Below are 19,664 nucleotides of genomic sequence, written 5' to 3'. Positions count from 1 at the left end.
TCCACGCCGCCTGCTGAGATGCCCGGAGGCATCCGCGTCATCCATCACTGGTAGTAATCGCTCCGGCCACCGGGCTGGCGCTTGAACCGACGGTGGATCCACAGGTACTGGTCCGGCGCCTCGCGCACCATGGCCTCGATGGCCTGATTGACGCGGGCGGTATCGGCCTCGACATCCTCGCTGGGGAAATTCTCCAGCGGTGCGCCGATCTTCAAAAAATACTTGCCGCCTTCGCGACGGTGGAAATACGGGATCACCGCACAGCCGGTCATCCGCGCCAGCTGGTGCGTGGCGGTGATGGTCGAGGCGGTATGGCCGAAGAACGGCACGAACACCGTGTCCTTGCCGCGCATGTCCTGGTCGGGTGCATACCAGAGGAAGCCCCCCTTCTTCAGGTGCCGCACCGTGGCACGGATGTCTTCGTTGGCGTACATCGCCTTGGCGTAGCGCAGGCGGCCGAACTTCACCGCCCACTCGTAGACCGGGTTGCGGTGCTTGCGGTACATGCCGGACAGCTCCACGTGGTCGCACAGCAGGCGGCCGCACATCTCCAGCGTCATGAAGTGGCCGGAGACCAGCAGCACACCGCGGCCTTGGGCCTGCATGCGGTGCAGGTGTTCCAGCCCTTCGATCTGCACCTGCGGGCGGATGCTGTCGATGCTGCCCCACCAGGCCCGCGCGAATTCGAAAATACCGACGCCCAACGCGTCGAAGCTGTCGCGCAGCAGGCGTTGGCGCCAGGCGTCGTCCTTCTCCGGGAAGCACAGCTTCAGGTTGACCTCGGCGGCGCGCCGGCGGCTGCTGGCCAGCCGGTAGGCGACCGTGCCGACGCCGCGCCCGAGCGCGCGCTGCAGCATCCACGGCAGGCGGGCGATCGCGAAGGCGACCAACATGAAGGCGAAGGTCGGCCAGTGGCGCGGATTGCGCAGGGACGGCCGGGTGGCGGTGGAAGCGTTATCGGACATGCCTCGATTCTAATGGATGCGCCCGGATGCGTCCCGGCGCGGCCATCACGGCGGCGCGGCGTGTCTTCCCCGCGCCGCTCCCGTATCCTTTGCGCATGCGTAAAAGCCCTGTCGAATGGATCCTGCGCGGCCTGTACTCGGCCGTGCTGTACCTGCTGTTGCCGATCACCGTGTACCACCTGGTCTGGCGGGGCTTCCGGGTGCGCGAGTACTTCCAGCGCTGGGATGAGCGCTATGCCTCCTATCCGCACTCCAGCGGCCAGCCGCGGGTCTGGCTGCACGCGGTCTCGGTGGGCGAGGTGAATGCTGCCGCGCCACTGGTGAATGCCCTGCGCGCGCTGCGCCCGGACATCCGCTGGGTGATCACCACCATTACCCCGACCGGCTCCGAACGGGTCCGCGCGCTGTGGGGGGATGCGGTCGACCACGTGTACCTGCCCTACGACGTGCCGGGCAGCGTCGGCCGCTTCCTGGGCCACTTCAAGCCCAGCCTGGCGCTGATCCTGGAAACCGAGCTGTGGCCGAACCTGCTGTTCGGCTGCCGCGACCGCCGGATCCCGGTCTACATTCTCAATGCCCGGCTGTCGGCGCGCTCACTGCGTGGCTATCGGCTGCTGCGGCCGCTGATCGGCCGCGCACTGCGCACCGTGACCTGCGTGGCCGCACAGTCGGACGATGATGCCGAGCGCTTCATCCAGCTCGGGGCGCGCCCGGACCAGGTGCAGCCGCTGGGAAACCTGAAATTCGATATCGCCACCCCGAACGTGCAGGACTTCATCGCGCGCTTCCATGCTCTGGTGCCCGCCACGCGCCCGGTCTGGATCGCCGCCAGCACGCACGAGGGCGAAGAGCAGGCCACCCTGGATCTGCATCGTCGCCTGCGCGAGGCGATGCCGGGGGTGCTGCTGTTGTGGGCGCCGCGGCATCCCGAGCGGTTCCCGCGGGTGGAAGCACTGGCCCGCGAGCAGGGCTGGAAGGTCGCCACACGCCGCCAGCAGCAGTGGCCGCTGGCCGATACGGATGTCTTCGTCATCGACACGCTCGGCGAGCTGATGTCGTTCTACGGCTGCGCGCAGGTGGCCTTCGTCGGGGGCAGCCTGCAGGCCATCGGCGGGCACAACCTGCTGGAGCCGGCGGCGATGGGCACGGCCGCTGTCACCGGCCCGCACCTGCACAACTTCGCCGAGATTTCCCGGCGCATGCGCGAAGCCGGTGCGGTGGTGATCGCCGAGGATGCCAGCGGGGTCGGCGATGCACTGCTGACCCTGTTGCGCGATCCGCAGGCACGCGAAGACATGGCCCGCGCGGGGTGTGCGCTGGTGAGCAACGGCCGTGGCGCGTTGAAGCGCACCGTGGCCCTGATCGCCCCGCAGTTGCCGCCGCCGGTGGCGTGATCGCGGCCCGCCTGGCCGCCACGCGCGGCGACCAGGCCTGCCGATCCATCAGCCCGCAGCGACCAGCAGATCGCCCAGGAAGGCGTACGCAAACCCGAAGTAGATGAACACGCCGATCAGATCCATGACCGAGGTGATCATCGGGGCCGACAGGGTGGCCGGATCCGCCCCGATGCGGCGTGCGGCGAACGGCAGCAACGCGCCGATGATGCCGCCGAGCGCGGTGCACACCAGCATGCTCGAGCCCACCACCAGCAGCACGTCCATGCCCACACCCTTGCTGAAGTAAGCCAGGATCGCCTCCAGCACGGCGATGCTGATGCCCAGCGCCGCGGCCACCGGCAGTTCGCGCTGGATCACGAACCCCACATCGCGCCAGCTCAGTTTCAGCTCGCCCAGCGCCATGCTGCGGATCACCAGCGTGGCCGACTGGCTGCCGGTGTTGCCGCCCATGTCCACGATCGGGGCGATGAAGGCGGCCAGCACGATCACCTGCGACAGCAGCTCCTCCTGCGCGGCGACAAACGTACTGGTGACGATGCCGAAGCAGGTCAGGATCGCCAGCCAGAACACACGCACCCGGAACATCTGCTTCAGCGGCGTGCTGCGCACATCAAGATCGTTCCCGTTTCCGCTGACCGTGCCGCCAAAGCGTGCCAGCTGCGAGGCATCCTGCTCCTTCTCGATATCCATCGCATCGTCCACGGTGACGATGCCGATCATGCGATCCCCGCCATTGGTCACCGGCAGCGCGAGCAGGTCGTAGCGACGGATCAGTTCGGCGGCCTGCAGCCTGGGCCAGTGCGCCTTCGCGGCGACCGGCTGCTCATGCATGATCGAGGCGACCGTGCGGTTCTCGTTGGCCAACACCAGATCACGCAGGGCCACCGTGCCGCGCAGCCGCAGCGTGTGGTCGAGCACGAACAGGATGTTCACCGTTTCGCTGTGCAGCGCAGTGGCGCGGATATGTGCCAGCGCCTGGGCCACGGTCATCTCCGGAGACACCCAGACATAATCGGACGTCGTCGCCGAGCCGACCGTGCCCTCCGGATAGGACGCCATCTTGAGGATGTCGTCGCGCTCGACCTTGGTCAGTGCCGGCAGCAGTTTCTGCTTGGCGTCATCGCCGAGCCGGTTGTACAGATCGGCGCGGTCATCCGAGGGCATGTGTTCGAACAGCTGCACCACCGCCTCGCGCGGCATCGCCGCCAGCAGCTGATCCTGGCGTATCTCGGTGAAGTGCGCGAACAGCTCGGCGCGTGCCTGCGGGTCGAGCATCATCAGCAACGGGAGTGTCTTGTCCACGCTCAGCGCGTCGAGCGCATCGACGAGGTCGGACGGATGCGTGGTGGCGGCGATGCTGACAAAGCCGGCCGCGTCGAGGGAGAGCGAGAGGGTGCGGATCGAGAACAGGAGGTCTTCGCGGTTCATGGTGGTTCTCCAGCAGAAAGCGGCGCGTGACGGAGCAACGCGCGGTGATGAGGTACAGGCATCCAGCGCACCGGATTGCGTCCGGCGCGGCAGGTACAGGGCGTGGGCCGCGTGCAGCGTGCAGGCGGCGGGTGAGGTCAATCGTTGCCGTCAGCCGGCACGCATGGCACTACGGTGCGGCCGCGAGATTGAAGCCGAGCGTCAGCCATCGACCATCGCGCTGGTGATGCATGCGGCCGGCCAGCAGATCCACGCTGGCGCCGCGCCAGAGTTCGTGGCGCACGCCGAACTGACTGCTGCGCTGGCGCGTTGCATCGCGGGCGGTTTCGGCCAGGAGTGACCAGTGCGGTGCGGCCACGATTTCCAGGCCGACGCCATCGGTGCGGCCCCGTGCCCCTGCCGTGCGTGCCCAGCCCAGGTTGAGGTGCAGCAGCGTGCGATCAGAGGCACCGAGCGCCACGGTCAGGGGGGCATTGAGGTTCCAATCGTTGGCGCGCGGGCGGTGCCAGTCGCTGCCTACGCCCGCACTGACCGCCACCCCCCAGCGTCGCTGATCGAGATCACGCAGCACGCGCTTGGCGCCCACGGCCCACTGCGTGGCGGCAGTGGCACGTTGATGGCTGACGCCGAGCGACCACTCGGTCCCGGCGATGGTGCAGGCCGGCACGGCCGTCCATTCGTTGCCGGCATCGGTATGCCGGCCCCAGCTTTCCAGCTGGCAGCGACCGGCATCGGTGATCGAGGCGTCATCCACCATCAGGCTGGCGGCGGCGCGGGTGTCGAACGGAAGCATCGCCACGGCCACGAGCGGCAGGGCGAACACACGGGAAACGTGCATGGGCAATCTCCAGGCAAACGGAAACGCCAGCGGCACCCTTCTTGGGGTCGGTGGAACGGCGATACGGATGATGCGAGGCGGGCGAGCGTGTCAGCTGCGCCGGTGGGCCCCGTCCTGTGCGGACGGAACCGACCTTGGGGTCAGTGGGTCCGTCGGCTCAGGAGCAGCAACGAGATCGACTATGACTGTCCAAGGAGGGGGCCTCTGGAGGGAAAGGGAAGGTGGTGCGGGGCGGACCTTAGTCGGCCCATGCCGAGGGGTCAAGCCATTTTCCATGCGACGTGCCGGACTGTGGACCGGTTCACGGTGGAGACTGTGCGCGGGTAGGCATTACGCGATGAAATCGCCGCGGCAGTGATCGCGTGTGTGACGCCCACGATGTGTCGGAATCAACAACCTGCGCGCATAAAAAAACCACCCGCATGCGGGTGGTTTTCTGTCACGCGCTGCGCCGTCGATCAGTTGACGGTGGTGCTCGGCGTGGCCGCCTTCTGGGTGAGCAGGCGGTTGATGTCCTGCAGTTCGGCGATGTCCAGCGTGCCGACCGCCTGGCCCAGCTGCAGGCGGTTCTGCAGGAAGGTGTAGCGGGCGTTGGCGTAGTCCAGCTGCGCGGAGAACAGGATGCGCTGGTTCTGGATCACGTCCAGCACGGTACGCGTACCGACTTCCAGACCGACCTGCGAGGCGTCATAGGCGCTCTGTGCCGACACGACGGCCAGGCGACGCGCTTCCACTTCGCTGATGCCGGCCACCAGGGTCTGGTAGGCATTGCGCGTGTTGCGGTCCAGGGCGCGCTTCTGCTGCTCGTAGCCGTCCTGGGCGATGTCACGCTGGGCCAGGGCCTGGCGCACGCCGGACTGGGTGGCGCCGCCGGAGAAGATCGGCACGTTCAGGGTCAGGCCGACGCTGTTGGTGCGGCGGTCCGGGCTGAAGCTGCTGCCGCCGTCGCCGACGACATCACCCCAGCTGGCCGACTTGCCGGCGGTGGCACCCAGCGACAGGGTCGGGTAGTGCGCGCCGCGGGCGGCCGAGACGCCGGATTCAGCAGCGTTGACCTTCAGTTCCTGCGCCTTCAGCGCCGGGTTCTGCGCAACAGCCTCGTTCACCAGCGTATCGATGGTGGCGTACTTGGCCGGCAGCTCCGGACGGAAATCGGCCGGCAGAGCGCGCAGGTCGGTGACCGGCTGGCCGGTCAGTTCGGTCAGCGCCTGGTAGGCGTCGGCCAGCGTGTTCTGCGCGATGATCGTGTTGGCGCGCGCCTGGTCGTACTGGGCGCGGGCTTCGTGCACGTCGGTGATCGGGGCCAGGCCCACTTCCAGGCGCTTGTCGGCGAAGTCGAACTGCTTCTTGGCAGCGGCTTCGTTGGTCTGCGCGGCCGACAGCGATTCAATGCCCACCAGCACGTTGAAGTACGCCGCCGAGGTGCGCACGATCAGGTCGTCGTTGGCCGAATCCAGGGTGAAATCCGCTGCACGGCTCAGCTCGCGCTGCGACCGCAGATTGGCGAACTGGGTGAAGTTGAAGACGGTCTGGCTGCCGTTGATCGTGTAGTTCCGGCTCTTGGTGGTGAACGAGCTGGAGGTCAGATCATGGTTCGGGTTGGTGCGGCTGCGGTTGAGCGAGGCCTCGCCGTTGAGCTGCGGCAGCAGGGCGGCACGTGCCTGCACAGCGCCTTCCTTGTCGTACAGACGGGTCGACTCGGCAGCCGACAGCTGCGGATCGCCGTTGCGCGCCATTTCGTAGACCTGCAGCAGGTCGGCGGCAGAGGCGGTCATCGGCAGCAGGGCGGCGGCCAGCGCAAAGGCGAGGGATCGGCGGATCATTGCGGCTTCCTTGGACTCAGAGTTGGAACTGGGGTGCCGGGGCGGCACCGCGCAGGTAATCGATATCGGTTTCGAACAGCGATTCAGTGGTGCCGTCCGCCTTGACCAGCACCGCTTCCATGACCGGCGACCGGCCACGGATCACGAACAGTCGACCGCCGGGACGCAGCCACTGGGCGAAACGTGACGGAATGACATCCACCGCGCCGGTGACGCAGATCGCATCGAAGCGGCGCTCGGTGTCCCAGCTCAGGGCGTCGGCGGTTTCGATACGGACGTTGTTGCCCAGGCCGGCAGCGTCCAGACGCGCGCGCGCGGTGGTGGCCAGCTCGGCATCGATTTCCAGGCTCAGCACTTCGCGGGCCAGTTCGCCCATGCAGGCGCTCAGGTAGCCGCTGCCGGTGCCGATTTCCAGCACTTCATCGCCCGGCTGCAGATCCAGCGCCTGCAGCGTGCGGCCTTCGATAACCGGCTTCATCATCTTCTGGCCGTTGCCCAGCGGCAGCTCGATATCAGCGTAAGCCAGAGCCCGGTGCGATTCAGCGACGAACGCCTCCCGCGGCAAGCGTGCCAGTACATCGAGCACGCGGATTTCCAGCACATCCCAGGGGCGGATCTGCTGTTCAACCATCAGTTCGCGGGCGTGGGAGTAATCGATCGTCATGAGGTTCTATATCCAGCGCAGTGGGCCGGCCATTTTACCGGTGCCGGGAGCCGGCGGCGCGCTGAAAGCATCGCTGCCGTCGCGCCGGGGTCGCAGTGCCGGAAGTCACCGCGACCTCCGGTCCATTCAGTTTAGTGCCGCCGGGCATACGCCCGCAGGAAAAAGTCGACGCTGGCGCACACGTGGGCGTCGGCATCGCACTCGGCCGGGGCCGGCCGCAACCCGCACATCATATGCGTATGCAGCTCGCCCTTGATCAAGGTCAGGAACTGGAGGGCGGCGGTCTGGAAGTCGGTGATCTCCAGTTCGCCACGGGCGGCCCGGGCACGCAGGAAGTCCCCCAGTGCATCGGTGGTCCGCTGCGGGCCGGCCAGCCAGAACATTTCGCGGATGCGGTCATCGGTATCGGGCGACATCATCACCCGCTGCACGGCGACGGCCGCATCGGAGGTGATCAGGCTGAAGAAGGCGTGGCCGATGCCCATCAGCTGATCGCGCAGTGGGCCCTCGATGTCGGTGACGAACAGCTCGTCGGGCAGCATCTCGACACATTTGGACTGCACAGCTTCGGTGAAAAGGGTCTCTTTATCGCCGAAATGGCTGTAAACGGTCAGTTTTGATACGCCCGCCTGCGCGGCGATGCTGTCCATGCTGACCCCGTTGTAGCCCTGGTCGACGAACAGCGATTTGGCGGCTTCCAGAATGGCCGCGCGCTTGCCCAGATCCTTCGGGCGCCCCGGCCCGGCGGCCTTGGCGGCCGGCTTGGAAGGCGATGTGGAGGAGGTCGGATCAGTCATCCAATCAATACTAGACCAATCGGTTCGATATTTATACTATACCGGCTGGTTCAATATTGAGGCGGCTGGAACAGAGCGTTTCCAGCGGCTTTTTCCGGGTTACTTTTCAGGTCCAGGACCTCATGAAAAACATGCGATGGATGGGTGGTGGGTTGCTGGCGATCGCGCTGGCAGCATGTGGCAAGCAGGACGCCGAGCCGGTTGCGCCGATTCCGGTGCTGGTGGTCCACCCGGGCACCGTGACCGGCCAGGAAGTGGCTGCCTATCCCGGTGAGATCCGCGCCCGCGAGGAAAGCCCGCTGTCGTTCCGCGTCGGGGGCAACCTGATCAAGCGGCATGTCGATGCCGGCCAGCGCGTGCGCAAGGGCCAACTGCTGGCCGAGCTGGATGCTGCCGACTACGCCTCCCAGGCCAGCGCCTCGCAGGCCCAGCTGGCCGCTGCCGAAGCCGATCTGATCCGCGCCCGTGATGACCAGAAGCGCTACGCCACGCTGGCCGAGCAGCAACTGGTCAGCCAGTCCGCACTCGACAGCCAGACCGCCGCGTTCAAGGCCGCGCAGGGCCAGGCCAATGCCGCCCGCGCCAATCTGGCCGTGGCCCGCAACCAGGCCGAGTACGCCCAGTTGCGCGCGCCGGCCGACGGCGTGATCGCCAGCCGCCAGGCCGAAGCCGGGCAGGTGGTCAGTGCCGGGCAGACCGTGTTCACCCTGGCTGCGGATGGCGGCCGCGAAGTCGTGATCGCCCTGCCGGAAAGCACCATCCGCGATTACCAGGTGGGCCAGCCGGTACAGGTGGAACTGTGGAACCGCCCGGGCCAGCTGTTGGCCGGCACGATCCGTGAGATCGCCCCGGCTGCCGATGCGCAGGGGCGTACCTATGCCACCCGCGTCAGCCTGGCACCGGAAGCGCTGACCGAGGTCGAGCTGGGCCAGAGCGCGCGCGTGTTCGCCGCGGCCGGGCGCCAGGGCACCCTGCAGTTGCCGCTGGCGGCGGTGCAGCGCGGTGCCGATGGGCGCAGCAGCGTGTGGGTGGTCGATCCGGCCAAGCGCACGTTGAAAGCCACGCCGGTGGCGGTCGGTGCGTATGGCGTTGAATCCGTTCCGGTGCTGAGCGGGGTGAACGCGAACGACTGGGTGGTTGCCGCCGGCGGCCATCTGCTGCGCGAGGGCCAGCCGGTGACCGCGGTGGACCGCCAGAACCGCCCGGTGCTGGCACCGGCGGCCAAGCCTGCCGCGCCTGCCACCGGCAAGGGGAACTGATCCCGTGCGCCGCTTCAACCTCTCCGAATGGGCGCTGGGCAACCGGCCACTGGTGCTGTTTGCGATGCTGGCCTTCGCGATCATCGGCGCGTGGTCGTACAAGCACCTGGGCCAGTCCGAGGATCCACCGTTCACCTTCAAGGTGATGGTGGTGCGCACGAACTGGCCCGGCGCGACCGCCGAACAGGTCTCACGCCAGGTCACCGAGCCGATCGAAAAGGCACTGCTGAACACCGGGCAGTACGAGTTCATCCGCTCCTACTCGCGCCCGGGCGAATCGCAGGTGATCTTCGTGGCGCGCGACAGCCTGCGCTCCAAGGCGATTCCCGACCTGTGGTACCAGGTGCGCAAGCGCGTGGGCGACATCAAGCCGACCCTGCCGCGCGAAATCGTCGGCCCGTTCTTCAACGACGAGTTTGGCGATACCTTCGGCAACATCTACGCCTTGACCGGCCAAGGCTTCGACTACGCGGTGATGCGCGATTACGCCGACCGCATCCAGCTGGAACTGCAGCGCGTGCCGGATGTCGGCAAGATCGAGCTGGAAGGCCTGCAGGACGAGAAGGTCTGGATCGAGCTGTCCAACACCAAGCTGGCCACGCTGGGCGTGTCGCTGCAGCAGGTGCAGCAGGCATTGGCCGACCAGAATGCCATTGCCGCCACCAGCTTCTTTGAAACCCCGACCGACCGGGTGCAGCTGCGCGTCACCGGCCAGTTCAAGAGCGTGGAGGACATCCGCAGCTTCCCGATCCAGGCCGGCGACCGCACCGTGCACCTGAGCGACATTGCCGAGATCAAACGTGGTTTTGCCGATCCGGCGTCGCCGAAGATGCGCTTCATGGGCGAAGACGCGATCGGCATCGCCGTGGCGATGAAAGACGGCGGCGACATCCTCAAGCTGGGCAGTACCCTGGATGCCGAATTCGAACGCCTGCAGAAAACGCTGCCGGCTGGCATGCAGCTGCGCAAGGTCTCCGACCAGCCGCATGCGGTGGAGGAGTCCGTCGGCGAGTTCGTGCAGGTGCTCACTGAAGCGGTGGTGATCGTGCTGCTGGTGAGCTTCTTCTCGCTCGGCCTGCGCACCGGCCTGGTGGTGGGTGTGACCATTCCGCTGGTGCTGGCGATGACCTTCTTCGTCATGCATTACTTCGGCATCGGCCTGCACAAGATTTCCCTCGGCGCGCTGGTGCTGGCGCTGGGCCTGCTGGTGGACGATGCGATCATCGCGGTGGAGATGATGGCCACCAAGATGGAGCAGGGCTACGACCGCCTGCGCGCGGCCAGCTTCGCGTGGGAGTCGACCGCGTTCCCGATGCTGACCGGCACGCTGATCACCGCGGCCGGCTTCCTGCCGATCGCCACGGCCGCTTCCAGTACCGGCGAATACACCCGCTCGCTGTTCCAGGTGGTGACCATCGCGCTGGTGGTGTCGTGGATCGCCGCGGTGCTGTTCATCCCGTACCTGGGCGACAAGATGTTGCCGGACCTGTTCAACCCGCAGCCGCCCAAGCCGGACAGCCTGGCAGGGCGCTGGCATGCCCGCCGCCTGCAGTGGGCCGACCGCCATCCCGCGTTCGCGCGCTGGATCGCGCCGAAGGTGCATGCGCACGACCATGATCCGTATCAGCGTCCGTTCTACGTGCGCTTCCGCCGTTTCCTGGATGTCTGCCTGCGCCATCGCTGGTGGGTGATCGCCGCCACGGCCGCGCTGTTCGTGTTCTCGCTGCTGATCTTCCGCTTCGTGCCCCAGCAGTTCTTCCCGGATTCGACCCGCCCGGAACTGATGGTGGACATCGAACTGGCCGAGGGTGCCTCGTTGCAGGCCACCCAGGCGCAGGCGACCAAGCTGGAAAAGCTGCTCAAGGACCGCGAAGGCATCAGCAATTACGTGGCCTACGTGGGCACCGGCTCGCCGCGCTTCTACCTGCCGTTGGACCAGCAGCTGCCGGCCACCAACTTCTCGCAGTTCGTGGTGCTGACCGAGAACGCCACCGCACGTGAGGCGACCCGCGACTGGCTGCTCAAGGACGTGATTCCGCAGTTCCCGGACGTGCAGATGCGCGTGACCCGTCTGGAGAACGGCCCGCCGGTCGGCTACCCGGTGCAGATGCGCATCTCCGGCGAGCACATCGAGCAGGTGCAGGCCATCGCACGGCAGGTGGAAGCCAAGGTGCGCGCAAACCCGCACGTGATGAACGTCAACCTGGATTGGAGCGAGCCGAGCAAAGTGGTGCGGCTGGTGATCGACCAGGACCGTGCACGCGCACTGGGTGTGAGCAGCGCGCAGGTGAGCCAGCTGCTGGGCACGTCGTTGTCGGGCATGAGCGTGAGCACCTATCGGGAGGGCAACCGCCTGATCGAGATGCTGCTGCGTGGCCCGGACAACGAACGTGTGCGGCTGGACATGCTGGGCAGCCTGGCCATTCCGACCGCCAGCGGGACCTCGGTGACGCTGTCGCAGGTGGCGCGCCTGGAGTACGTGTTCGAGGACGGCATCATCTGGCACCGCAACCGCCTGCCGACGGTGACCGTGCGCGCCGACATTGCCGACGCGAAGCAGCCGCTGGACGTGGTGCAGCAGATCCTGCCGACGCTGGAGGGCATCCGTGCCGAGCTGCCGTCCGGCTACCTGCTGGAAACCGGCGGTACGGTGGAGGATTCCACCCGTGGCCAGGATTCGATCAAGGCCGGCATGCCGCTGTTCCTGATCGTGGTGGCCACCTTGCTGATGCTGCAGCTGCGCAGCTTCTCGCGTGCGGCGATGGTGCTGGTCACCGCACCGCTGGGCATCATCGGCGCGACCCTGTTCCTGCTGCTGTTCCGCGCGCCGTTCGGCTTCGTGGCGTTGCTGGGGACGATCGCGCTGGCCGGCATGATCATGCGCAACTCGGTGATCCTGATCGATCAGATCCAGCAGGATATCGACGCCGGGCATGACCGCTGGCACGCGATCATCGATGCCACCGTGCGCCGCTTCCGCCCGATCGTGCTGACCGCGCTGGCGGCGGTGCTGGCGATGATCCCGCTGTCGCGCAGTGCGTTCTACGGCTCGATGGCGATCTCGATCATGGGCGGCCTGATCGTCGGTACCGTGCTGACCCTGGTGTTCCTGCCGGCACTGTATGCGGCGTGGTTCCGGGTGAAGCCGGACGAGGCCAAGACCAGCGAAGGCTGAGGGACGATGAAGCCGGCCGATGGCCGGCTTCATGCTTTCAGTGCGACGCGAATGCCTGTCGTCTTTGCGGTGCCTGCAAGCGCACAATGCACACCGGATTTCTTCGGTCGCGCATGATGTCTTCACGTTCCTCTTCTCGGTTCGCCACTGCGGCGGCGATCGTTCTGCTGATGGTTTCCGCGTTGCCAGCGCAGGCGAACCCCGCTGCCAGTTTCCAGCGCGATCTCGTCGAGCTGCTGGAGTGCCGTGCCTCACCGGCAACGATGCAGGCGGTGACGACCGCGTTGCGTGGCGCACGGTATGGCACACCGCAGGAACGACCGGCCCATCTGAAGGGCTGGAGCTTCACGCGCAGCGGTGACGAGGAGCACGCGACGACCCTCATCGACATGCCGGTGACGTTGACGGCACACGGCATCACAACGCACCGCGTGGTGGCGGATGACATGGGCTTCTCGATCCCCATCGATGCAGGGCAGCGTGCGCGCATCGTTGGCGAGAACGGACTTCGGCACCGGTCGAATACGTTGCGTGAGCCGTTCCAGGTCTGGTCGCCACCAGAGGCATCCGGCGATGCGTCATCGCCGGGCGCCATCGTGGTGAGCAGCGATGGTGAGGGCTATCGGGTGGGATGTGACTACCCCGGTCCGATGCGCGAGGCGCGTGTTCCACCGCGATTGCGCGAGACGGCCACGGCAAGTGATGTTGGCGCCGCGCTCGAATGTCGGGCTGACGACGCTGCCATGCAGCGCATCGCCAACCTGTGGGAGCGTGTGTCGGAACTGTCGCCGCTCGCATGGCCGGACAATGTCCGCGCGGTGGCCGAGCATGAGTACCTTGCCGATGGCCAGGAGATGCCGGTCATGGTCATCACCCTGGAGCAGCCGGCGGCGTTGAAGGGCTTGGCTGCGACGTCGCTCGTCCTCGCGTATGGCGGCTATCTCGCAGCCGACATGGGCGATGCGCGGCTGAAGGCGGTGCTCGATGCCATTGGCCTGGGCGCGGCGGATCGTCAGGCGGAAGGGCATTGGATGCGCGAAGCATCCCGGGAGGCGTCGTCCGGATACACGCGCGTGCAGGCATTCAGCGTGATATCCACCGATGGCGGCGCCGTGCTGGCTGGGTGCATGACGAGCGAGGTCCGCTCGGCGCATTGACCGCTGCGGCGGGAAATGCTGCAGGGCGCAGCGGATGAACACCGCTGCACCGCTTCACCCACCTGCCCTCAGTAAACGCCCTGCGCCAGCATCGCATCGGCCACCTTGACGAAGCCGGCGATATTGGCGCCATCCACGTAGTTCACGCTGCCATCGGCGCGCTTGCCGTGGCGCACGCAGTTGGCATGGATGTCCTTCATGATCCCGTGCAGACGCTCATCGACATCGGCGTGATGCCACGACAGGCGCTGCGCGTTCTGGCTCATTTCCAGCCCCGAGGTGGCCACGCCGCCGGCGTTGCTGGCCTTGCCCGGCGCATACAGGGTGCCCGCCTTGAGGAAGACCTCCATGGCCTCGAGTGTCGATGGCATGTTGGCGCCTTCGGCCACGCACAGCACCCCGTTGTCGACCAGGGCGCGGGCATCGTCTTCGTCCAGCTCGTTCTGGGTGGCACAGGGCAGGGCGATCTCGGCAGGGATGTGCCAGGGGCGCTTGCCGTCCAGGTACTCGAAGCGTGCGTCATCGGCCAGTTCGGACAGGCAACCACGGCGCTCGTTGCGCAGGTCCATCACCTCCTGCAGCGCCTCCTCATCGAAGCCCCCGCGCGCGTACAGGGTACCGCCCGAATCGGAGAGCGTGAGTACTTTCGCGCCGAGTTCGATGGCTTTGATCGCGGCATGCTGGGCCACGTTGCCAGCGCCGGAAATCAACACCTTCGCGCCATCCGTATCGCGCCGCGCGTGGTGCAGCATCTGCTCGACGAAGTAGACCGTACCGAAGCCGGTCGCTTCCGGACGCATCAGGCTGCCACCGTAGGACAGGCCTTTGCCGGTGAACACGCAGGCGGCATTGTTGGTGAGCTTCTTCATCATGCCGGCCATGTAGCCGACCTCGCGCGCGCCCACGCCGATATCGCCAGCCGGTACGTCGGTGTCTGCGCCCAGGTGGCGATGGAGTTCAAGCATCAGCGCCTGGCAGAAGCGCATCACCTCGGTGTCGCTGCGGCCCTTGGGATTGAAATCCGAGCCGCCCTTGCCACCGCCCATCGGCAGGGTGGTCAGCGCGTTCTTCAGGGTCTGCTCGAACGCCAGGAACTTCAGGATCGATTGGTTGACCGACGGATGAAAGCGCATGCCGCCCTTGAACGGGCCGATCGCCGAGCTGTGCTGTACGCGCCAGCCGCGGTTCACATGGGTCTTGCCGGCGTCATCGGCCCAGGCCACGCGGAACTGGATCACCCGCTCCGGCTCTACCAGACGCTCCAGCAGGCCGTGTTCCAGGTAGCGGGGGTGACGCTGCAGGAACGGCCACAGGCTCTGGATCACTTCTTTCACGGCCTGCAGGAATTCCGGCTGATGCGGATCACGCTGGGCCACGTGGTTGAGAAAGTCGTCTGAGGAACGATGATTCAAGGGCTTTCCTTGTTGGGGGCCGGCCGCTGGCAGCGGCGTGACCGACGGGACAGGGAGGCCGTGCGGGATGTAAATACAGGAACGCGGCCCTCAGGCCGCGTCCTTTGCGATCATTGCAGCTTGGCAAGGACCGCGTCGGTCGCTGCGGCGGTACTCACCGCGAAACCCTTGGCTGCAAGGTCGGCGGTGAACACGCCGTCATCCAGCACGGCATACACCGCTGCCTCGACCGTAGCAGCCTCGTCGTCCAGCCCCAGTGAATGCCGCAGCAGCATCGCGGCGCTGAAGATCGTGGCGTACGGATTGGCGATGCCCTTGCCGGCGATGTCCGGCGCCGAGCCGTGGATCGGCTCGTAGATGCCGACCGCACCCGGCTCGCCCAGCGAGGCCGACGGCAGCAGGCCGAGCGAGCCGGCCAGCATCGAGGCTTCGTCGGTGAGGATGTCGCCGAACATGTTCTCGGTCACGATCACGTCGTACTCGCGCGGCTTGGCCAGCAGGTGCATGGCCATCGAATCGACCAGCTGGTGCTCCAAGGCGATGTCCGGGAATTCCTCGCGGCCGATCCGCGCAGCGACATCACGCCACAGGCGTGAGGTCTCCAGCACGTTGGCCTTGTCCACCGAGGTGACCTTGCCGCGGCGGGTCTGTGCCAGCCGGAATGCGCTGCGCATGACGCGCTCGATCTCGCCCACGCTGTAGCTGCACAGGTCGCTGGCGGTATCGGCAGTGCGGGTCTTCTCACCGAAGTAGATGCCGCCGGTCAGCTCACGCACGACCACGAAGTCCACGCCCTCCAGCAGCTCGGCCTTGATCGGCGAGGCACCGAGCGCGGCCGCATGCGTGCGCACCGGGCGCAGATTGGCATACAGCCCCAGCGCCTTGCGGATTGCCAGCAGGCCCTGCTCCGGGCGGACCTTGGCATTCGGGTCGGACCACTTCGGCCCGCCGACCGCACCGAGCAGGATGGCGTCTGCCTTGCGGCAGGCGTCCAGCGTGACGGCCGGCAGCGGCTCGCCGTGGCGATCGATGGCGATGCCACCGATGTCGTGTTCCTGGAACCCGAAGCTGTGCCCGAAACGGGTGGCGACGGCCTCCAGCACCGCCACGGCGGCAGCGGCGACTTCCGGACCGATGCCGTCACCCGGCAATACGACAATCTCAGCGTGCATGTTCACTCTCGTAACGTTCAATGTCAGGGGTACGGCCCAACAGATACCCCAATTGGTCCACGCCTTCCAGCAGGCAGGTCTGTGAGAAGCCGTCCAGCGGGAAGGCATACACGCGCCCATCGGGGGTGCGCAGTTCGCGCGCGGCTACATCGATGGTCAATGCGTCATCCGGGCGCTGCATCAGCGTCTGCACATCGGCTTCGTCCAGCACGATCGGCAGCAGACCGTTCTTCAGCGAGTTGCCGCGGAAGATATCGGCGATCTCGCTGCTGACGATGGCGCGCAGGCCCAGGTCGGTCAGGGCCCACGGCGCATGCTCACGCGAGGAGCCGCAGCCGAAGTTGCGGCCGGCCAGCAGGATGCTGCGGCCGGCGTTGTGCGGCTGGTTGAAGGCGAACGCCGGGTTTGGTACGCCCTCGCTCTGCCAGCGCCAATCATTGAAGGCGTGCTTGCCGAGGCCGACGCGCTCGGTGGTGGACAGAAAGCGCGCCGGAATGATCTGGTCGGTGTCGATGTTGGTCTCGCGCAGCACCACGCTGGTCGAGGTCAGGGTACGGAAGCCGCTCATCAGGCCACCTCCAGCGTGGCATACAGTTCGCGTGGGTCGGCCACGCGGCCGTTCACCGCCGCCCAGGCGGCCGTCATCGGCGAGGCCAGCAGGGTGCGTGAACCGGGGCCTTGGCGGCCTTCGAAATTGCGGTTGCTGGTGCTGACCGCCAGTTGCCCCGGCGCGACCAGATCGCCGTTCATGGCAATGCACATCGAGCAGCCCGGCTCGCGCCATTCGGCACCGGCCGCGCGCACCACCACATCGATGCCTTCGGCTTCGGCCTGGCGCTTGACGATTTCCGAGCCCGGCACCACCAGCATGCGCACGCTCGGGGCGACGCGGCGGCCCTGCAGCACCTGCGCCACTTCGCGCATGTCGCTCAGGCGGCCGTTGGTGCAGGAACCGACGAACACCACATCCACCGGGGTGCCGGCCAGGGTCTGCCCGGCATGGAAGTGCATGTAGTCCAGGCCCTTCTGCGCGGCCGCGTCGTTGGCCGCCGGGATCGGCTGGTCTACGGCGATGGCGGTGCCGGGGTGGGTGCCCCAGGTCAGGGTGGGACGGATGTCGGCGGCCTCGATGTGGACCTCGACATCGAAGCGCGCACCTTCATCGCTGCGCAGCTGCGACCACGCGGCCACGGCAGCATCGAAGTCAGCGCCCTTGGGACCACGCGGGGTGGCGGCCACCCAGTCGAAGGTGATCTGGTCGGGGGCGACCATGCCGGCACGTGCCCCGGCTTCGATGGACATGTTGCACAACGTCATGCGCTGCTCCATGTCCATCGCGTCGATCGCGCTGCCACGGAACTCCAGCACATGACCGGTACCGCCGTTGACGCCGATCACGCCGATGATGTGCAGCACCACGTCCTTGGCGCCGACACCCTGGGCCAGCGCGCCATCGACGGTGATCGCCATCGTTCTGGCTTTACGCTGCAGCAGGCACTGCGTGGCCAGCACATGGCCGACCTCGCTGGTGCCGATACCGAAGGCCAGCGCGCCAAATGCACCATGCGTGGAGGTGTGGCTGTCGCCACAGACGATGGTCATGCCCGGCTGGGTGAAGCCCTGTTCGGGGGCGATCACGTGCACGATGCCGCGGCTGGCCGACTGCAGGTCGAACAGCTCGATGCCGTGCGTGGCGCAGTTGTCGGCCAGCATCGCCACCTGGGCTTCGGAGGCGGCGCTGGCATAGGGCAGCTTGCCGTCGGCGCCGGCTGGCAGGGTGGGGGTGGAGTGATCCATCGTGGCCTTGGTCCGGTCCGGTCGGCGCGGGGAGAGGCCGCGCTCGCGCAGTTCGGTGAAGGCCTGCGGCGAGGTCACTTCGTGGATCAGGTGCAGGTCGATGTACAGCACGGCGGGCGCGCTGTCGGTCTCGGGAACGACGACGTGGGCATCCCACAGTTTGTCGTACAGGGTGCGGGGAGCTGGGGTCATGGACTGGCCTTGCTGCAGTTCGGGATACGTAATGGGGTGCTCAGGCCGCGGCGGTGGTCGCGGGCTGCTCGGCCGTCGCATTGCGCTGGCGCAGCAGACGGTTGGCCACCTCCAGCCACGCCAGTGCGGAGGCTTCGATGATGTCGCGGCTGGTGCCGGTGCCTTCGTACTCCACACCCTCGTGGCGTACGCTCAGGTTGGCTTCGCCGCGCGCATCGGCGCCGATGCCCACACTGTGCACGTGGTAGCTGTCCAGCATCAACTGCACGCCGGTGGCGGCCGACAATGCGCCGAACAGTGCATCGACCGGACCATCGCCCTGCGCCGTCTCGGCAACGCGGTTGCCCTCCGGATCGGACAGCTCGACCAGCGCGTTGGCGCGGCTGCCCACATCGCTGATGGTCATCGAGGCCAGGCGATAGCCGTTCTGGGTCGCGCTGCCCTGCATCAGGGTCTGCAGGTCGGCGTCGGTGACCACGCGCTGCTGTTCGCACAGCGCCTTGAACTGTTCAAAAACGTGTTTCAGTTCCTCCTCGTACAGGAAGAAGCCCAGCGCACGCAGGCGTTGTTCGACCGCGGCGCGGCCACTGTGGCGGCCCAGCACCATCTGCGAGGACTCCCAGCCCACGTCTTCCGGGCGCATGATTTCGTAGGTGCCGCGGTGGCGCAGCATGCCGTGCTGGTGGATGCCCGACTCGTGGGCGAAGGCGTTGGCGCCGACGATCGCCTTGTTGCGCTGGACCGGCATGCCGACCAGGCGCTGCAGCAGCTGCGAGGTGGCCACGATGCGCGGGGTGTTGATGCGCGTGTCTTCGTCGTAGAAGGCATTGCGGACCTTCAGCACCATCGCGATTTCTTCCAGCGAGCAGTTGCCCGCGCGCTCGCCGATCCCGTTGACGGTGCATTCGACCTGACGCGCGCCGCCTTCGATGGCAGCCAGCGAGTTGGCCACGGCCAGGCCCAGATCGTTGTGGCAGTGCGCGCTGAAGATGATGCGGTCGCTGTCCGGCACGCCGGCGATCACGCGCTGGAACATGCCGCGGATCTCTTCCGGCGTGGTGAAGCCCACGGTGTCGGGCAGGTTGATGGTGGTAGCGCCGGCGGCCACGGCCACGCGGGCGACCTCGATCAGGAAGTCTTCCTCGGTACGCGTGGCATCTTCAGCGGAGAACTCCACATCGCCCACGTAGCTGCGGGCCAGGCTGACGTGCTTGTGTACCGACTCCAGTACCTGCTCGCGGGTCATGCGCAGCTTGTGCTCGCGGTGCAGCGGGCTGGTCGACAGGAACACATGCAGGCGCGGGTTCGCCGCGGCCTCCAGCGCCTTGGCCGAGGTTTCGATATCGGCGGCCAGGCAGCGCGACAGCACGGCCAGGGTCGGGCGTCGCACTTCGCGGGCGATCATCGCCATCGCTTCGCGGTCGGACTGGGAGCTGGCCGGGAAGCCGGTTTCCATGACATCCACGCCCAGTTCGTCCAGTGCGCGGGCCATCACCAGCTTCTGCTGCGGGCTCATGCTGCAGCCGGGCGATTGCTCGCCGTCGCGCAGGGTGGTGTCGAAAATTCTGATTCGGGGGGAGTTGGGCAT

Annotated in this window: 15 protein-coding genes; 4 read left to right on the top strand and 11 right to left on the bottom strand. The window is 66.9% G+C overall.

Going from position 1 to position 19,664, the window contains the following annotated elements; translation table 11 throughout:
- Positions 1 to 44: 44 nt before the first annotated feature.
- The gene (locus BCL79_RS07965; RefSeq protein WP_121039637.1) at positions 45 to 965 is read right to left on the bottom strand and encodes an LpxL/LpxP family Kdo(2)-lipid IV(A) lauroyl/palmitoleoyl acyltransferase; all 921 of its coding nucleotides are present in this window, start codon (positions 963 to 965) and stop codon (positions 45 to 47) included.
- 95 nt (positions 966 to 1,060) lie between these two features.
- Here BCL79_RS07965 and waaA point away from each other — a divergent pair, with 95 nt between their 5' ends.
- On the top strand, positions 1,061 to 2,359 hold the full coding sequence (waaA, locus tag BCL79_RS07960; protein WP_121041223.1) for a lipid IV(A) 3-deoxy-D-manno-octulosonic acid transferase: 1,299 nt from the start codon (positions 1,061 to 1,063) through the stop codon (positions 2,357 to 2,359).
- A gap of 48 nt (positions 2,360 to 2,407) precedes the next feature.
- Here the strand turns inward: waaA and mgtE are convergent, their stop codons facing one another.
- From mgtE to BCL79_RS07935, 5 genes are all read right to left on the bottom strand, one after another.
- The gene (mgtE, locus tag BCL79_RS07955; RefSeq protein ID WP_121039634.1) at positions 2,408 to 3,790 is read right to left on the bottom strand and encodes a magnesium transporter; all 1,383 of its coding nucleotides are present in this window, start codon (positions 3,788 to 3,790) and stop codon (positions 2,408 to 2,410) included.
- Between the two features lie 169 nt (positions 3,791 to 3,959).
- Positions 3,960 to 4,628 (bottom strand): hypothetical protein, encoded by a 669-nt coding sequence (locus BCL79_RS07950; RefSeq protein WP_121039631.1) that lies wholly within the window; start codon positions 4,626 to 4,628, stop codon positions 3,960 to 3,962.
- Between the two features lie 458 nt (positions 4,629 to 5,086).
- Positions 5,087 to 6,451: a TolC family outer membrane protein gene (locus BCL79_RS07945; protein ID WP_121039628.1), complete on the bottom strand. Its 1,365-nt coding sequence runs from the start codon at positions 6,449 to 6,451 to the stop codon at positions 5,087 to 5,089.
- Positions 6,452 to 6,467: 16 nt separating this feature from the next.
- The gene (locus BCL79_RS07940; protein ID WP_019183799.1) at positions 6,468 to 7,115 is read right to left on the bottom strand and encodes a protein-L-isoaspartate O-methyltransferase family protein; all 648 of its coding nucleotides are present in this window, start codon (positions 7,113 to 7,115) and stop codon (positions 6,468 to 6,470) included.
- Positions 7,116 to 7,246: 131 nt separating this feature from the next.
- Positions 7,247 to 7,912, bottom strand: a complete 666-nt coding sequence (locus BCL79_RS07935; protein ID WP_121039625.1) for a TetR/AcrR family transcriptional regulator — start codon at positions 7,910 to 7,912, stop codon at positions 7,247 to 7,249.
- Between the two features lie 122 nt (positions 7,913 to 8,034).
- Here BCL79_RS07935 and BCL79_RS07930 point away from each other — a divergent pair, with 122 nt between their 5' ends.
- The 3 genes from BCL79_RS07930 (at position 8,035) to BCL79_RS07920 (ending at position 13,503) form a co-directional block, all read left to right on the top strand.
- Positions 8,035 to 9,171 carry an efflux RND transporter periplasmic adaptor subunit gene (locus BCL79_RS07930; RefSeq protein WP_121039622.1) on the top strand — a complete coding sequence of 379 codons (1,137 nt, stop codon included), beginning with the start codon at positions 8,035 to 8,037 and terminating at the stop codon, positions 9,169 to 9,171.
- A gap of 4 nt (positions 9,172 to 9,175) precedes the next feature.
- Complete coding sequence (locus BCL79_RS07925; protein WP_121039619.1) at positions 9,176 to 12,346, top strand: efflux RND transporter permease subunit; 3,171 nt, start codon at positions 9,176 to 9,178, stop codon at positions 12,344 to 12,346.
- Between the two features lie 116 nt (positions 12,347 to 12,462).
- The gene (locus BCL79_RS07920) at positions 12,463 to 13,503 is read left to right on the top strand and encodes a hypothetical protein (protein WP_147433869.1); all 1,041 of its coding nucleotides are present in this window, start codon (positions 12,463 to 12,465) and stop codon (positions 13,501 to 13,503) included.
- A 68-nt stretch (positions 13,504 to 13,571) separates the two neighbouring features.
- Here the strand turns inward: BCL79_RS07920 and gdhA are convergent, their stop codons facing one another.
- From gdhA to BCL79_RS07895, 5 genes are all read right to left on the bottom strand, one after another.
- Complete coding sequence (gdhA, locus tag BCL79_RS07915) at positions 13,572 to 14,915, bottom strand: NADP-specific glutamate dehydrogenase (protein ID WP_121039614.1); 1,344 nt, start codon at positions 14,913 to 14,915, stop codon at positions 13,572 to 13,574.
- Positions 14,916 to 15,025: 110 nt separating this feature from the next.
- Positions 15,026 to 16,087 (bottom strand): 3-isopropylmalate dehydrogenase, encoded by a 1,062-nt coding sequence (gene leuB, locus BCL79_RS07910; protein ID WP_121039611.1) that lies wholly within the window; start codon positions 16,085 to 16,087, stop codon positions 15,026 to 15,028.
- Positions 16,077 to 16,655, bottom strand: a complete 579-nt coding sequence (gene leuD, locus BCL79_RS07905; RefSeq protein WP_088432620.1) for a 3-isopropylmalate dehydratase small subunit — start codon at positions 16,653 to 16,655, stop codon at positions 16,077 to 16,079. Before leuD ends, leuB begins: the two co-directional genes overlap by 11 nt.
- A complete protein-coding gene (gene leuC / locus BCL79_RS07900) occupies positions 16,655 to 18,076 on the bottom strand; it encodes a 3-isopropylmalate dehydratase large subunit (RefSeq protein ID WP_121039608.1) in 1,422 nt (473 codons plus the stop codon). The genes leuD and leuC overlap by 1 nt, the downstream gene beginning before the upstream one ends.
- A 40-nt stretch (positions 18,077 to 18,116) precedes the next feature.
- Complete coding sequence (locus BCL79_RS07895) at positions 18,117 to 19,664, bottom strand: 2-isopropylmalate synthase (protein ID WP_121039605.1); 1,548 nt, start codon at positions 19,662 to 19,664, stop codon at positions 18,117 to 18,119.

This window comes from Stenotrophomonas rhizophila (assembly GCF_003651185.1).
GTDB classification, from domain to species: domain Bacteria; phylum Pseudomonadota; class Gammaproteobacteria; order Xanthomonadales; family Xanthomonadaceae; genus Stenotrophomonas; species Stenotrophomonas maltophilia_Z.
This window is presented reverse-complemented; position numbering and strand designations above follow the sequence as displayed.

Excerpts from the sequence above, each read along its gene's own strand:
- BCL79_RS07965 (WP_121039637.1), bottom strand. The coding sequence starts at position 965 with ATGTCCGATAACGCTTCCACCGCCACCCGGCCGTCCCTGCGCAATCCG.
- waaA (WP_121041223.1), top strand. The coding sequence starts at position 1,061 with ATGCGTAAAAGCCCTGTCGAATGGATCCTGCGCGGCCTGTACTCGGCC.
- mgtE (WP_121039634.1), bottom strand. The coding sequence starts at position 3,790 with ATGAACCGCGAAGACCTCCTGTTCTCGATCCGCACCCTCTCGCTCTCC.
- BCL79_RS07950 (WP_121039631.1), bottom strand. The coding sequence starts at position 4,628 with ATGCACGTTTCCCGTGTGTTCGCCCTGCCGCTCGTGGCCGTGGCGATG.
- BCL79_RS07945 (WP_121039628.1), bottom strand. The coding sequence starts at position 6,451 with ATGATCCGCCGATCCCTCGCCTTTGCGCTGGCCGCCGCCCTGCTGCCG.
- BCL79_RS07940 (WP_019183799.1), bottom strand. The coding sequence starts at position 7,115 with ATGACGATCGATTACTCCCACGCCCGCGAACTGATGGTTGAACAGCAG.
- BCL79_RS07935 (WP_121039625.1), bottom strand. The coding sequence starts at position 7,912 with ATGACTGATCCGACCTCCTCCACATCGCCTTCCAAGCCGGCCGCCAAG.
- BCL79_RS07930 (WP_121039622.1), top strand. The coding sequence starts at position 8,035 with ATGAAAAACATGCGATGGATGGGTGGTGGGTTGCTGGCGATCGCGCTG.
- BCL79_RS07920 (WP_147433869.1), top strand. The coding sequence starts at position 12,463 with ATGTCTTCACGTTCCTCTTCTCGGTTCGCCACTGCGGCGGCGATCGTT.
- leuB (WP_121039611.1), bottom strand. The coding sequence starts at position 16,087 with ATGCACGCTGAGATTGTCGTATTGCCGGGTGACGGCATCGGTCCGGAA.
- leuD (WP_088432620.1), bottom strand. The coding sequence starts at position 16,655 with ATGAGCGGCTTCCGTACCCTGACCTCGACCAGCGTGGTGCTGCGCGAG.
- leuC (WP_121039608.1), bottom strand. The coding sequence starts at position 18,076 with ATGACCCCAGCTCCCCGCACCCTGTACGACAAACTGTGGGATGCCCAC.
- BCL79_RS07895 (WP_121039605.1), bottom strand. The coding sequence starts at position 19,664 with ATGCCCAACTCCCCCCGAATCAGAATTTTCGACACCACCCTGCGCGAC.